12 protein-coding genes and 1 riboswitch are annotated in these 14,236 nt (G+C 47.9%); of the genes, 2 read left to right on the top strand and 10 right to left on the bottom strand.

Annotated elements, in window-relative coordinates:
- Positions 1-37 precede the first annotated feature (37 nt).
- From ACYCS5_RS18725 to ACYCS5_RS18705, 5 genes are all read right to left on the bottom strand, one after another.
- Positions 38-904, bottom strand: coding sequence for an inositol monophosphatase family protein (locus tag ACYCS5_RS18725; protein ID WP_013308756.1), 867 nt, complete (start codon positions 902-904; stop codon positions 38-40).
- A 174-nt stretch (positions 905-1,078) separates the two neighbouring features.
- Positions 1,079-2,080: a UV DNA damage repair endonuclease UvsE gene (uvsE, locus tag ACYCS5_RS18720; protein WP_069011284.1), complete on the bottom strand. Its 1,002-nt coding sequence runs from the start codon at positions 2,078-2,080 to the stop codon at positions 1,079-1,081.
- A 139-nt stretch (positions 2,081-2,219) separates the two neighbouring features.
- The gene (locus ACYCS5_RS18715; protein ID WP_013308754.1) at positions 2,220-2,543 is read right to left on the bottom strand and encodes a hypothetical protein; all 324 of its coding nucleotides are present in this window, start codon (positions 2,541-2,543) and stop codon (positions 2,220-2,222) included.
- 101 nt (positions 2,544-2,644) lie between these two features.
- Complete coding sequence (locus tag ACYCS5_RS18710) at positions 2,645-3,733, bottom strand: D-alanine--D-alanine ligase (RefSeq protein ID WP_039270664.1); 1,089 nt, start codon at positions 3,731-3,733, stop codon at positions 2,645-2,647.
- Positions 3,734-3,806: 73 nt separating this feature from the next.
- A complete protein-coding gene (locus tag ACYCS5_RS18705) occupies positions 3,807-4,802 on the bottom strand; it encodes an amidase domain-containing protein (RefSeq protein WP_029515772.1) in 996 nt (331 codons plus the stop codon).
- Between the two features lie 420 nt (positions 4,803-5,222).
- Between ACYCS5_RS18705 and acnA the strand changes: the two genes are divergently transcribed.
- Positions 5,223-7,934 (top strand): aconitate hydratase AcnA, encoded by a 2,712-nt coding sequence (gene acnA / locus ACYCS5_RS18700; protein WP_459759936.1) that lies wholly within the window; start codon positions 5,223-5,225, stop codon positions 7,932-7,934.
- A gap of 73 nt (positions 7,935-8,007) precedes the next feature.
- Here the strand turns inward: acnA and ACYCS5_RS18695 are convergent, their stop codons facing one another.
- From ACYCS5_RS18695 to ACYCS5_RS18685, 3 genes are all read right to left on the bottom strand, one after another.
- Positions 8,008-8,268 (bottom strand): DUF1648 domain-containing protein, encoded by a 261-nt coding sequence (locus ACYCS5_RS18695; RefSeq protein WP_459761323.1) that lies wholly within the window; start codon positions 8,266-8,268, stop codon positions 8,008-8,010.
- 131 nt (positions 8,269-8,399) lie between these two features.
- Positions 8,400-9,038: an SdpI family protein gene (locus ACYCS5_RS18690; protein WP_459759935.1), complete on the bottom strand. Its 639-nt coding sequence runs from the start codon at positions 9,036-9,038 to the stop codon at positions 8,400-8,402.
- A gap of 322 nt (positions 9,039-9,360) precedes the next feature.
- Entirely contained in the window at positions 9,361-10,197 is an 837-nt protein-coding gene (locus tag ACYCS5_RS18685; protein WP_029515776.1) for a YitT family protein, read from the bottom strand.
- Between the two features lie 508 nt (positions 10,198-10,705).
- Between ACYCS5_RS18685 and ACYCS5_RS18680 the strand changes: the two genes are divergently transcribed.
- Positions 10,706-10,858, top strand: coding sequence for a hypothetical protein (locus ACYCS5_RS18680; RefSeq protein ID WP_010348453.1), 153 nt, complete (start codon positions 10,706-10,708; stop codon positions 10,856-10,858).
- 122 nt (positions 10,859-10,980) lie between these two features.
- Here the strand turns inward: ACYCS5_RS18680 and thiC are convergent, their stop codons facing one another.
- Both thiC and ACYCS5_RS18670 read right to left on the bottom strand, forming a co-directional pair.
- A complete protein-coding gene (gene thiC, locus ACYCS5_RS18675; protein ID WP_069011280.1) occupies positions 10,981-12,825 on the bottom strand; it encodes a phosphomethylpyrimidine synthase ThiC in 1,845 nt (614 codons plus the stop codon).
- A 187-nt stretch (positions 12,826-13,012) separates the two neighbouring features.
- Positions 13,013-13,125, bottom strand: a riboswitch (TPP riboswitch).
- Between the two features lie 155 nt (positions 13,126-13,280).
- Positions 13,281-14,024: an IclR family transcriptional regulator gene (locus ACYCS5_RS18670; protein WP_039270658.1), complete on the bottom strand. Its 744-nt coding sequence runs from the start codon at positions 14,022-14,024 to the stop codon at positions 13,281-13,283.
- Between the last annotated feature and the right edge of the window lie 212 nt (positions 14,025-14,236).

Raw genomic sequence — 14,236 nt, 5'->3', positions numbered from 1 at the left:
CGATTTCCTCCTTTAGGGTGATGGTCCCTACGTAGAATTATAACCCGGTTGCGTCTGCTTCTTTCAGCACTTGAATAAGTTGAGAATGAATAGCTGTATTCGTAGCTGCAATATGCCGTACACTCAGGTCATAAGGTCTGCCCAATGTATCGGTAATGGTACCGCCTGATTCCTGCACCAGCAAAGCGCCCGCTGCTACATCCCACGCATTCAAACCAATTTCGCAATAGGCCGATAACCGTCCCGACGCCACATAAGCCAGATGCAATGCTGCCGAGCCCAGCGCCCGAATGCCGCGTACCTGAGGTGTAAGAACCTGCGTGATTTTCATATTTAGCGGTTGTGCATACGTACGATCTGGCGGGAAGCCGATGCACACCAGACTATCTCCCAGTGTTTCTTCTCTTGAGGCTTGCATGCGATTACCATGTACATATGCGCCTTTTCCTTTTTCCGCTACAAACATTTCATCACGGGACGGATCATAAATAACCCCGACAATCACCTCTCCACGATGGGCCAAGGCAATGGACACACTGTAATACGGCAGACTGTGTACAAAATTGGTCGTGCCATCTACCGGATCAATAATCCATAAATATTCCTCTTCACGGGCAGCCTCTAGTGCGCGGGCCGAAGCTTCGGCTCCCGGCTCTACACCCTCTTCACCCAAAATCGCATGATCGGGAAAATGGGTCAGAATCAGTCTGCGAATCATCTGTTCTGCACCTTTATCTACCTCGGTCACTAGATCCGTAGGAGACTGTTTGGTATTCAAATGTTCAACAGTTCCCAGCCTGCTCTTAATCCATTCCCCGGCTTTGGATGCCGCGTTAATAGCCACGGCAGTATAGCTTTTTCCTGATACGATATAGGGAACCTTTTCGTTTTCATGTTCGTTCAACGTGTTCACTCTACTTTCTATATCATTGTTACGTGGTTTACGAAGCTGGCCTACAGCACAGTCTCTTAACCATCTCTGTTTCAGTACAAGTTTGCTAGTTTACACATTCTAGTATACACAATAAACTGCATAAAGTTTCCCCAAATGAGAGATTTATCCGCAAAATACTACTTTCTAAGGCATAATTTCTACGGAAGCCCCATCCAGCACTTTGACCCCATTATCTTCCTGAAGGCGCAGTTCATTCATCAATCCGAATAACGCTTCATCCTTAAGCTTGGCTTCAAGCATGACATCAATCCGATCCGTATATCCAGCAATATTGCGCAGAAAGGTCAGCAACGGCTCCACCAGAACACCGTCTGCATGACCACGAGGGTCTTTTTCACTTTTGGGACTGGAGGCATGAATTTTGGGCGGCAATGGATGATCAGTAGAAGATCCGGCTTGGGCCAATTCCCCTTTCCAGGTATTCAATATGTCCGGCCATAGCTCCCACGGCTTCTCACCCTCGTTATTGACCCATTGATGATGAATATCGAGAACCATCGGCAAGCCCGTTATTTTGCAAGCTTCCAGTGTTTCCACCGCATTGAATGTTTTATCATCATTTTCCAGCGTCAACCGTTCTCTTAACGAAAGATCCAGAGCACTAACCTGCTCTACAAAACGCTGGCCTGAGGTCACCTTATCTCCGTATGCACCACCAATATGAATGTTGTTCTTGGCTTCGGCACCGAGCCCCATGGCCTCCAGCATCGCTTTGTGGTACTTCAAGTCATTAATGGAGCTCTCCAACACCTCAGGACGGGGAGTGCTTAACACTGTAAAATGATCGGGGTGAAACGATACCCTCATCCTATTCGCCTTGACATAGTTCCCAACCTCTGCAAAGTCAGCAGCAAGCGCCTGAAACGGGTTCCAATCCCGCAGATCCTGATGGGTCGCGAGCGGAATCAGCTTGGATGAGAAACGATAGACCTGGATATCACTCGCGCGATTATGGCGCAGCAGCCTCAATGTATTATGGAGATTTTCAGCTGCTATCCGTTCTAGCTTGCGGATCGCAGCTTCTCGGTCTCCAATCTTGTTAAAGCTGGCCATCGTCATGGTTTTAGAGGGGGATGCATTTTGCACGGTAACCGACATGGCTACATAACCTAACCTTACGATCATAGGGTGTCTTCCTTTCAGTAGTTCGCAGTAGATGGTAAGGCCGCTTTCGTTCTGTGACCTAAAACCCTTTTCTACTGATCATACCCGGAAAAGCACATGCTGATTCGGTGTTATCGCACAAATTGCAAGAAGCAAACAGCTAGGATTGCTGCTGTGCTCCAAAAAACATTTCATCCGCCAATGCGGTCTGAATTCTTGATTCCTCATCATTCAGCTTACGAATGAGGATCATTTCAACTTCGGTCACTTCATCGCCCTGGAAATTAATTTCGGCGATACAGCCCACAATCTGCACGATGGCTACTGCCACGTTGTCCACGCTGTAAGCGATGACCTTCTGGCCTGTCGGAAACACGCGCAGCCCGGATTTAACCATTTTGCCACGTCCGTATTCCAGCAGTTCGTAAAGTTCTTGTTCGCTCTTGAATTTGCATACGGAGTTAAATTCAGTTTGAAAGCCCATGTGTAGCCGCCACCTTTCATCATTAAGGGTTTAGTGAAATGCTCAAGTAAGTGCCATATATATGAACAAAAAGGAGAGTGATCAGCTCCCCTTTGTTTCTTTTATGAGTTCTCGTAGTGCAATGCGGACCTGCGCTCATAACGCTCCAGTGCAAGAGCAATCATGCGGTCCAGCAGACTTGCATAGGATACGCCGGTTTCTCTCCACAATAATGGATACATACTGAACGGTGTAAAACCAGGCATCGTATTCACTTCATTAATAAGAATATGTCCGTCCGAGCGTCTGACGAAGAAATCGGCACGGGAAATCCCGCAGCCTTCCAGCGCGCGGAATGCTTGTAATGCGGCTTCACGAATCCGATCTGCCACTTCCTCATCCAACGGTGCCGGAATAAGCATTTCCGATTGGCCATCCGTATATTTGGCAGCATAATCATAATAATCACTCGACGATACAATTTCACCCGGTACCGAGGCAATCGGCTCGTCATTGCCAAGTACGCTGACCTCAATCTCACGGGCATCGACGTACTCCTCGACAATCACCTTCAGGTCAAATTGCAAAGCCAGATCTACAGCCTTTTCCAGCTCTTCTCGGTTGCTGGCTTTGGAAATACCGACACTTGATCCCAGATTGGCCGGTTTGACAAAGCAAGGATAACCTAGCTCGGTTTCCATATTACGTACCAGATCATGACTGGTTTGGGCCCACTGTGTACTATTAAAATAACAGTATTTCACTTGCGGCAATCCTGCATGCTCAAACAGCTTCTTCATGACGCCTTTATCCATACCGGCTGCCGAAGCCAACACTCCTGCACCGACATAAGGCATATCCGCCATTTCGAACAGACCCTGAATCGTTCCGTCCTCGCCAAAGGTGCCGTGCAGCAACGGAAACAGCACATCCAGCGTCTGCTCTCCGTACAGCTTGCCGAACAACGTATCTAATGCCGCCTTGGTACCGCCCTCTGCACGTTCCAGCTTCAATTGCTCTACAGAAGCCAGAGGAGCGCTTAATAGCGCCCCTCTACGCCAATCGCCAGCCTTCGTAATATAAAAAGGAATAATCTCGTATTTCTCATAGTTAAATGCGTTCATTACCGCATACGCCGTTTGCAGCGAAACCTCATGTTCGCCCGATTTGCCACCGTACACCAGCCCTACGGTCAATTTTTGATTTGCCATGCCTATCCTCCGCTTTCCTACTTTCGTCATTATGACTGATTTGCGTCACTATACCTGTTATCCATCATCTCATTTAAAAATAGTCGGCGATGTGATAAAAGCGATATACCGTGTTGTCGGTCCACGCATACGAATTTTTATAGTCCCAATAACGATGTCTGGAGCTTACCGTATGCGCATTGACTAGCGGCATGCCGCCCGCATCAAAGGCCGTTACCACCGTGCTGTGCTGAAAGGTTCCGTCACCATCCCAATCGTAAAAAATGACGTCCCCCAGCATGAGCTGCTCCGGTCGACTCACCTGCTCAGCAGTCAAACCCCATGAGCTGGAGCCCAAATACCGCTCCAGACTGTTGGAAACTGCCCAACTGTAGCTCCACAGCTCACGTCCGGCGACCCGTCCTTTATACCACCAGCCCGATTCTCTTTTACCAGTATAGTGGATCGGTGCGCCCCCTGCAAAGAGGCATTGCGAGATATAATTGGTGCAATCCACATCAAAACCTTCAAACTCTGGGTTAAAGCTATCCCACCACTGATCTGCATAAGCCGCTGCTTCTTCACGGCGATATCGGCTGGGACGTGCGGACGTACCAAAGCCCAGCACACCGCGATTCAGCAGCGGCAAACTCCCTCCCTGATTAAACGAAGCCTGTTCAAAAGGAACCTCTCCCCCCGCTGGCTTCCTTTCTGCCGGATCTCGCTCAATTCTCGCTACCTGCCAGGCTTCACCCTCGCGTGTGAACGTCAGACGCTCCCGTTCAATCCGATCCTCCCGGTGAGTCATCCCGCCCTTCTCATAAAAGAGTCGGACATGCAGTTGTACATCTACCACAGCCTCATCCGGCGTATCCTGCACCATTCGTAGCGGCTTGGCGCGTGTCTCGCTGCGTAGGGGAACAGCATCCCGTTCGTTGTACCACTGCTCCAATCTGGCCGCACGTGCTGCTCGTTCCATCCGCTGCCCCACCTCCAGATACTCATCCGGCTGCGGTACACCATTCACTTCACTGCGATTGTATTGATTCACGTAAGCAAAAAGGGCCTGTTTCCATTCCCGCTCCCCCATCCCAATCCCTCCATATTCGTCCCGCTATCCTTTTCCGGGGATAACCGGAATGATGTATAACTTCCTTTCTTGCCTCTCTGGTCTGAAATGCTCTCTATCTATAAGTATGAATCTCTAAAGCTTGGTATGAACATCGAAACGCGAGGGAGCGGGACGTTTTATTTTCCAATCTGCAACGCATCATTTAGGCCAAAAAAACTTTACGGAACTGTCTGAAAACGGTATACTTAATCCAAAAGCAATCATTTTGAAATCACGTTTCATCTAATGAAACAAATTGCATTCATCACAACCTCTAACACGTTAAGAAGCACTGAAGATGTAATTGAGAACGCAACCAATTTAAACCAACTGGGCAAGACGTCGAAAAAACGACATCCCTATTTTCCCCCAAGCATTCACTTCAAGGAGGTAATACTTATGTCAGGAAAAGATCAATTCTCCATCGCCCGTAGTCTGGAAGTTAACGGGAAGTCTTATCGCTACTACAGTCTTAAGGCACTGGAGGAACAAGGAAAAAGCGGTATCGCCAAGCTGCCTTTCTCCATTAAAGTGTTGCTGGAAGCCGCGGTTCGCCAATTTGACGGACGCGCCATCACTGAAGAACATGTACAGCAGCTGACAGGCTGGGCTGAGGATCGGGACACCAACAAGGAGATTCCGTTCATTCCTGCACGCATCGTGCTACAGGATTTTACCGGTGTCCCCGTGGTTGTCGATTTGGCAGCTATGCGTGATACGGTGAAAAAAGCAGGCGGGGACCCGAAGCAAATCAATCCGCTCGTTCCCGTCGATCTCGTTATCGACCACTCGGTCATGGTCGATGCTTTCGGTACCAGTGATGCGCTGGATTACAACATTAATGTAGAGTTTGAACGTAACGAGGAGCGGTACCGTTTTCTGCGCTGGGCGCAAACGGCGTTCAACAACTTCCGCGCCGTTCCGCCATCCACAGGTATCGTCCATCAGGTCAATCTGGAATATCTCGCCTCCGTTGCCGCTACCAAAACCATTGACGGTGAAACGGTCGTCTTTCCAGATTCCCTCGTAGGAACAGACTCCCATACCACGATGATTAACGGCCTTGGTGTTGTTGGCTGGGGTGTCGGCGGGATTGAGGCAGAGGCGGGTATGCTGGGGCAACCGCTGTATTTTGTCACTCCCGATGTGATTGGCTTCAAGCTGACAGGCAGTCTGACGGAAGGCTCTACCGCCACCGATCTGGCGCTCACTGTTACACAAATGCTGCGTAAAAAAGGCGTAGTCGGCAAATTCGTAGAGTTTTACGGGCCTGGTCTGGCTAACATCAGCTTGGCTGACCGTGCGACAGTTGCCAACATGGCACCGGAATACGGCGCAACGATTGGTTTCTTCCCGGTCGATGCGGAAACACTGGCCTACCTGCGCAGCACTGGACGTTCCGATGAGCAAGTAAGCCTCGTAGAGGAATATTACAAGGCCCAAGGCATGTTCCGCACATCCGATACACCGGACCCTGTGTTCAGCGATACCATTGAGCTGGATCTAGCTTCGGTTGTACCGAGTCTCGCCGGACCCAAACGTCCGCAGGACCGTGTTGAGCTTAGCCGCATGAAAGAAACGTTTGAAGGCATTATTCGTACCCCGGTGGACAAGGGCGGCTATGGACTGAGCGATGAAAAAATCGCACAGAAGATTCCGCTGACCCATCCGGACGGCTCCACCAGCGAGTTAGGTACAGGAGCAGTCGTTATTGCGGCTATCACAAGCTGCACGAATACCTCCAATCCAAGCGTTATGCTCGGTGCGGGCTTGCTGGCCAAAAAAGCAGTGCAGCGCGGGCTCAAAAAGCCAGGCTATGTTAAAACAAGCTTGACCCCAGGCTCCCTCGTCGTAACGGAATACCTGCAAAAAGCGGGATTAATCGGACCGCTCGAAGCCCTCGGCTTCCATGTGGCAGGCTATGGCTGCGCGACCTGTATCGGTAACTCCGGCCCACTTCCTGACGAAGTGAGTCAAGCTATCACAGACCATGATTTAACGGTTGGCGCAGTTATTTCCGGTAACCGGAACTTTGAAGGCCGTGTGCATGCGCAGGTCAAAGCCAACTATCTCGGCTCACCGCCACTGGTTGTCGCTTATGCGCTGGCAGGTACAGTGAACATTGATTTGGTGAATGATCCGCTCGGTTACGATCAGGACAATCAGCCAGTCTACCTGAAAGATATCTGGCCCACTTCCGAGGAGATCAAGGAAGCCATCAGCCTGTCTCTCAGCCCGGATATGTTCCGTCGCAAATACGAAAATGTATTTACTGCCAACGAAAAATGGAACTCCATTCCGGTTCCTGAAGGCGAACTGTATGAATGGGATGAAAACTCAACTTATATTCAAAACCCGCCGTTCTTTGAAGGACTTCAGGATGGCGTGCAGGATATCAAGGAAATCCGTAATGCCCGTGTGCTTGCCCTGTTGAATGATTCGGTAACGACGGACCATATCTCACCAGCAGGCAACATCGCCCCTTCCAGCCCGGCAGGACTGTATTTGAAGGAGCATGGCGTGGAACGCAAGGACTTCAACTCCTACGGCTCCCGTCGCGGTAATCACGAGGTCATGATGCGCGGTACATTCGCCAATATCCGTATCCGCAACAATGTGGCTCCAGGCACCGAGGGCGGCGTGACCAAATACTTGCCAACGGATGAAGAAATGTCCATCTATGATGCATCCATGAAATATCAGGCAGCCGATCAGAACCTGATCGTTATTGCGGGTAAAGAATACGGCACAGGCAGCTCTCGTGACTGGGCGGCCAAAGGTACGCTTCTGCTGGGCGTTAAGGCTGTCATTGCCGAAAGCTTCGAGCGGATTCACCGCAGTAACCTGGTTGGCATGGGTGTACTACCTCTGCAATTCCAGGAAGGCTATGGCTGGTCCAGCTTGGGCCTCAATGGTCGTGAAACCTTCGACATCCTCGGCATTAACAATGACGTGAAGCCTGGTCAAGAGCTTACAGTTGTGGCTAAACGCGAGGATGGCACAAAGTTCGAATTCCCGGTAATTGCCCGTCTGGACAGCACCGTCGATATCGACTACTACCACAACGGTGGTATTCTGCAAACCGTATTGCGTCAAATGATTCAAGAGTAAAGAGCGTATAAATAACAAAATCCCCTCCAAATGCAGTGGAAACTGCACATTGAGAGGGGATTTTTTACATGCTTTAAGCCTTTAAAAGGAAACATATGCCGAGAACTGAGAACACTAGGGTTATAAGGAGTGTGAAGAGACCAGGCAGGCTTTCCATGATTGCAGAGCCTTCTTCGCTCTTGAACTGACGCCTGAAATAGGGTTGGAGCATAAGCATAATCATAAAAGATATGAGGCTAATTCCACACAACAACCATACCTCAGGGGAGGATTTGTCAACAAAACGGTCAGCCACATCATTGAAATTGTAGTGGATTGCTACATTCCTAGGCATTCTCGGATACATGAAAAGATAGATAATGAAAGGCAAAACAGAAATAAGAAAAGACAATACATTAGAAAAATTCAATCTACTCCTCATGGAAATCCCCCTAATATGCTAAATCGATCCGCATTATACAGATATCAGCAGTCTATATTTTTATACCTATGGCTTAGAAAGAGAGAAGTAACAAAACTAATCATCGTCGGTAAACAAGAAGCGAGCACCATATACACATTAACTTCCTGTCCTAATCCTATAGCGATCCCGATTAAGCCAAAGGCTATCCAAATATAAGCAGAGATACGATGCGTCTTCTTCCATGCCTTTTCATTCGAAAGCAGCCAACGGAACTTCAAACCAATTAAACGGTTAGGTGTTAATTTAGTGAATGTGACACCTACTGTTAAGTGCGATATCGCTGAAACCAGTAAAACTATATTTAAGGGACTGAAGTAAATAGCATTTGAATACAGTAACATTAAAAAAAGAAAAATAAAATTTAGAACAACTAACACACTGGAACATATTTTACGATATGGAACCAAATTATTTTCAGAAAATTGTTCTCTATGTTTCGAGAATTTTGGATACAAGACAACAATAAGAAAAGAGATAATCATCGCTCCTGATGACACAATAAAAAAAGCTAAAGGGAGCTTTAGCGGGTTCATTGAAGGCAATATAATAAATGAATTTATAAAATGCAATATAATAAATAAAATAGAAATCTGAATCCACGGCTTTTTAAATTCTTTTTTTAAATCATAGTTATTCTCCACTCAAAACAACCTCACTTGAAACTGTTTCTCAGTTGATTTTAGAAGTAAGTGCATTTATAATACTTCAATATAAAAAATGAATATATTTTAATAAAATATATATTATTGTCAGATCATAATGCATATTTTTCAAAAAAATAAGAGATCAAAGTCACATTCACAATATTTTTTACAAAAAATAGCTTTTCTTCTGTTTCGAAAAGAAGTTATTATCTATCTACTCTATTTCGATTATTAAAATAAACATCTCAAAGCAAAAAAGTCGATCCCTCAGGACCGACTTCCAACTATGTTCTCCTATAACCTAACCTTCGCACGCGAGCTACTTCGAAATATCCAGAAAACCTTCTCCGAACACGTCCCGCACGTCATGAATGGTGATAAACGCTGCTGTGTCGATGGCTTTCACTATCTTTTTGAGCGCCGATACCTCTTGTTTACTAATGACGATATACAGCACTTCTTTTGGATTTTTAGTGTAATAACCGTGGCCTGACAGGACAGTAACTCCACGATCCATTTTCGTAATGACCATCTCGGCAATTTTATCTTGGTGCTCCGAAATAATCATGACCGCTTTTTTGGGGTTCAGTCCTTCGATCATGAAGTCCATCACCTTCGTACCAACGTACAAAATAACGATAGTTAGCATCAATTTTTCCGGGCCAATAATAAAATAGGAAGAGAATGCGACAATCAAATCAAAAAACAGCAGGCCATAACTGATATTCCAATCCAGATACTTGTTGGCAATCCGGGCTAAAATGACCGTTCCCGCCGTTGTGCCACCTACCCGTACGATTAAGCCAATGCCGACCCCCACCAAAACTCCGGCAAAAACGGCATTAATCGTCGGCTCATGCGAATCAATCCGCCAGTTGACTGTTAAATGTAAAAACAGCGAGTTAAAAGCGACCGCAATGATAGTGTACAAGGTCGTTCTCTTGTCTAAAAATTTATATCCGACAATCAGCAGCAAGCCATTAATCACCAGATTAACGATCGAGGGAGACCACTGAAACAGGTAGTACAGGATGATTGTGACCCCTGTAACACCTCCCTCACCAAACTCATTCGGGATCACAAACAGATTAACAGCTAGCGCGAAAAAAAACGCACCCAGAATAATAAATGCGATGTCTGCAATACATTTTTTCATATATGCTCTAATCCTCTCTCTAACATTTCAAAGGATGAATCGCCAGATCGATTGGCTGACTCTTGTTGTCAAAATACGCTGACAACCAGTTCATGGTATCTACTACCAAACATAAAGTCAATACAACTTTGACACTTTAATTCGCCACCAGACTGCCTCAATCCTGACTTGAGGAGTCCGCAAAACCCTCCTTTTACAAGGTTATTCGACAAAAAAACACAATCCCGACTACTAAACTAAGAAAACGGGCCTCAAGCCCTTGTTTTAGACCTAGGCACATTTTCCCCTAAAACGACCATCCTCCTAATCGGCATTTTGAACACACATGACCATCTTCCTGTTTTATGTCAAAAGCGTTTTACTTTGAAAAAATGTGGGTATAATGATTGAAACATAACCAAGCAACCTACATAGCATTGCGACATCAAGTACATACAAATAGTCCTATACAGACGTCCTAAGCAACTCAATCTGAATTTGACAATATGGAATTGGAGGAATGATCTACATGAATACAATGAACTTAACCGTCCACACCCTGATGCCCTTTCACCACCAATACCAACGTGCCAACGCGGTGAGTATGCAGAAGAAAGAAGATAGCTCGGAGAAGAAGCTCAGCTTTCAGGACATTTTGAATGAAAAAATGGGTAAAAAATAAGGCGCCGTTTATCCGGTTGCATGACTCGCTTTACATAAGCCAAAAAGCCGTAGTTTCCTACATCGACTGTAGAGAACCACGGCTTTTTTTGATTCATGCGTTCCTAAACTCACACATTCGTTTTACTGACCGCCATCCCGATACTGCTCTGCCTTCTCACGCATCCCAGCGGCCACTGCTTCTTCGGTGTTCAGCCCCTTATCCGCTGCATAGGCGCGAATGTCCTGCGTGATGCGCATACTACAAAATTTGGGGCCGCACATCGAGCAAAAATGTGCTTCCTTGGCTCCCTCTGCTGGTAGCGTTTCATCATGGTAGGACAAGGCCCGCTCGGGATCAAGCGACAGATTGAACTGATCCCGCCAGCGGAACTCAAAGCGTGCCTTGGACAAAGCATCATCCCGCTGCTGCGCCCGTGGATGGCCCTTCGCCAGATCGGCAGCATGTGCCGCAATTTTGTAGGTAATGACACCCTCACGGACATCATCCTTATTCGGAAGACCCAAATGCTCCTTAGGCGTAACATAGCACAGCATGGACGTCCCGAACCAACCGATCATCGCCGCCCCGATGGCTGAAGTAATATGATCATATCCGGGGGCAATATCCGTCGTGAGCGGTCCCAAGGTATAGAAAGGAGCTTCCTTACAAATCTCCATTTGCAAATCCACATTCTCTTTGATTTTATGCATAGGGACATGTCCCGGCCCCTCAATCATGACCTGAACATCATGCTTCCATGCGATTTGCGTTAGCTCGCCCAACGTTTCCAGCTCTGCAAACTGTGCTTCATCATTCGCATCATAGATACTACCTGGACGTAGACCATCCCCGAGAGAAAAGGCCACATCATAGGCTTTCATAATTTCGCAGATTTCTTCAAAATGTGTATACAAAAAATTCTCCTGATGGTGCGCAAGGCACCAGGCTGCCATGATCGACCCGCCACGGGACACAATTCCCGTCATTCTATTCGCCGTCATCGGTATATACCGCAGCAATACACCCGCATGAATTGTAAAATAGTCCACTCCCTGCTCCGCCTGCTCGATCAGCGTATCGCGATACAACTCCCACGTCAGCGCTTCTGCTTCGCCGTTCACCTTTTCAAGTGCCTGATACAGCGGCACAGTTCCAATCGGTACAGGAGAATTCCGAATGATCCATTCACGTGTGGTATGGATATTACGGCCTGTGGATAGGTCCATAACTGTATCCGAGCCCCAACGCACAGCCCAGGTCATTTTCTCCACTTCCTCCTCAATCGAGGAGGTAACCGCAGAATTACCAATGTTCGCATTGATCTTCACGTGAAAATGACGCCCAATGACCATCGGCTCACTTTCCGGGTGATTGATATTCGAAGGCAAAATGGCTCGTCCAGCCGCCAATTCCTGCCGTACAAACTCAGGCTCCACCCCTTCGCGGATCGCCGCAAATTCCATTTCGGGCGTAATGATCCCTTGCCGTGCATAATGCATTTGCGTCACTGTACGACCTTGCGAAGCACGAAGCGGACGGTTGGTCACGCCGGGAAATTCAACTGTCTCCCGTTTGGAGCCAGGTTTCAGTCCATTATCCTCCGGTTTGACGGCGCGTCCCTCGTAAGCCTCCACATCGCCCCGTTCCAGTGCCCAAGCTCGCCGTAATGGAGGCAGGCCCTGACGGATATCGACCTGATAGGCTTCGTCAGTCATGGGACCGCTCGTATCGTACACACGCAATGGCTCATGATGCTCCGTGCCCTGCGGCGTATGTGTAGGATGAAGAGCAATTTCCCGCTCTGGGACGGCAATGTCCGGCCGCGAGCCTTGAATATATACCTTACGGCTCCCTGGAAAGGGCGTTACCCCACTGGCTTGCTCCCCGTTTGTCTTCTCTACCCCAACTTCCCTTGTTCCTGCCAACCTTACTTCTGCTGATTTAAATTCTGTTCCTTTTGTTCCTTCTACTTCTGTCGGCTTCATTGTCCATTCCTCCTGTTTCGATGAAATGACACACCGATCCGGAACCATTCCCAGGGTGGCGCTGATCTATGCAAAAAAGCCGGTTCCCGAGGGAACCGGCTAATCTAACGAGGCAGCTATCCAGACCGTGCACATGTGGAATAATCCTATTCCAATGCGTCACCGTAGACAGCAGCTGCGTATACATTTCAATGGCCGATTACTTCCCTACGCTGGTATGATCCAGATCAGGTGCAAAGGGTCCGGAATCTTACACGATTCCATCTCAGCCCGGCATTACAGGCTCCCCCAGTAACTGCGATACTTCTATTCACATGAGGCGGACATAACAGACATCCCGCCATCCTTATCAGACTACTTCAAATTTATGGCTTTGGCAACCCTTCTAGGTTCCATTTAGCAAGAAGACGCTCCTCACCAAATCACTTTGCTTGCTTCAACTGCATTCATTCTTGTTACGGAAGCATAAGCCCCATTTCCTTCGCCGCTTCGATCAAAATCGGAGCAAAGTCATGTAGCGTCTCGGGTGCAAGCCGACTGACCGGACCGGATACAGATAAAGCCGCAGTGACCTGTCCCTTCCGGTTCACAATTGGTGCTGCCACAGCAGCGGCCCCTGGCTCCCGTTCTTCATAGCTGGTCGCATAGCCCTTCTCGCGAATGTCCTGCAGCTGGGCTTTATAGACCTCCGCGTCTACCGAGGGCGGCCATTCATTCCCGCTTAGCAGGGCTTCCAGCTCCTGCGGCGGCATAAAGGCAGCCAGCACCTTACTGGAGGCTCCTACAGCCAGCGGCATACGCGCACCCACAGGCGCAACCCTGCGGATCGCCTGATTGCTCTGCACGGCTTGTATGCGAATACGCATGCTGCCGTCCCGTAAGTACAAGCTGACCGTTTCGCCCAGACGGTCACGCAGTCCTTCCATTGCAGGCTGTAACAACACCGCCGGCTCGTCACTTTGGGACAAATGTGTGGATAGCTCCCAAATGCGGAAGCCAAGTCGATATTTTTCCGTTTCGGCATTCCGAACGACAAAGCCCCGATCCTCCAACGTAGTCAGCAGCCGATGAACCGTGCTTTTATGTAGACCAATTTTGGAGGCAATCTCCGTTAGGCCAAGATCCGAATCTGCGGTAAAACACAGCAATATATCAAGTGCACGCTCTACAGCGCGAACGGTTAATTTACGGTCTTCCATTCGTGAACCGCTCCTCTTGTATCCATATTCGTTTCACACTATGAAACATGGTTACATAAATTATATAGAATAGTCGCGGCTACTGTAAACCGATGTTTATGTGACAACCATATTACAGAACGAGAACAAACATCGACAATTCTTTGCATCATTTTTACTTTTCCGGTTCAGGCGTTGACTTTGGATAACCCCCATCATACGATAATAGGTAT

It is taken from the genome of Paenibacillus sp. SEL3, from assembly GCF_054602585.1.
This window is presented reverse-complemented; position numbering and strand designations above follow the sequence as displayed.

Bases quoted from the DNA above. Each gene is read 5' to 3' on its own strand.
- uvsE (WP_069011284.1), bottom strand. From the start codon at position 2,080: ATGATCGTAAGGTTAGGTTATGTAGCCATGTCGGTTACCGTGCAAAAT.
- ACYCS5_RS18715 (WP_013308754.1), bottom strand. From the start codon at position 2,543: ATGGGCTTTCAAACTGAATTTAACTCCGTATGCAAATTCAAGAGCGAA.
- ACYCS5_RS18710 (WP_039270664.1), bottom strand. From the start codon at position 3,733: ATGGCAAATCAAAAATTGACCGTAGGGCTGGTGTACGGTGGCAAATCG.
- ACYCS5_RS18705 (WP_029515772.1), bottom strand. From the start codon at position 4,802: ATGGGGGAGCGGGAATGGAAACAGGCCCTTTTTGCTTACGTGAATCAA.
- acnA (WP_459759936.1), top strand. From the start codon at position 5,223: ATGTCAGGAAAAGATCAATTCTCCATCGCCCGTAGTCTGGAAGTTAAC.
- ACYCS5_RS18695 (WP_459761323.1), bottom strand. From the start codon at position 8,268: ATGCCTAGGAATGTAGCAATCCACTACAATTTCAATGATGTGGCTGAC.
- ACYCS5_RS18685 (WP_029515776.1), bottom strand. From the start codon at position 10,197: ATGAAAAAATGTATTGCAGACATCGCATTTATTATTCTGGGTGCGTTT.
- ACYCS5_RS18680 (WP_010348453.1), top strand. From the start codon at position 10,706: ATGAATACAATGAACTTAACCGTCCACACCCTGATGCCCTTTCACCAC.
- thiC (WP_069011280.1), bottom strand. From the start codon at position 12,825: ATGAAGCCGACAGAAGTAGAAGGAACAAAAGGAACAGAATTTAAATCA.
- ACYCS5_RS18670 (WP_039270658.1), bottom strand. From the start codon at position 14,024: ATGGAAGACCGTAAATTAACCGTTCGCGCTGTAGAGCGTGCACTTGAT.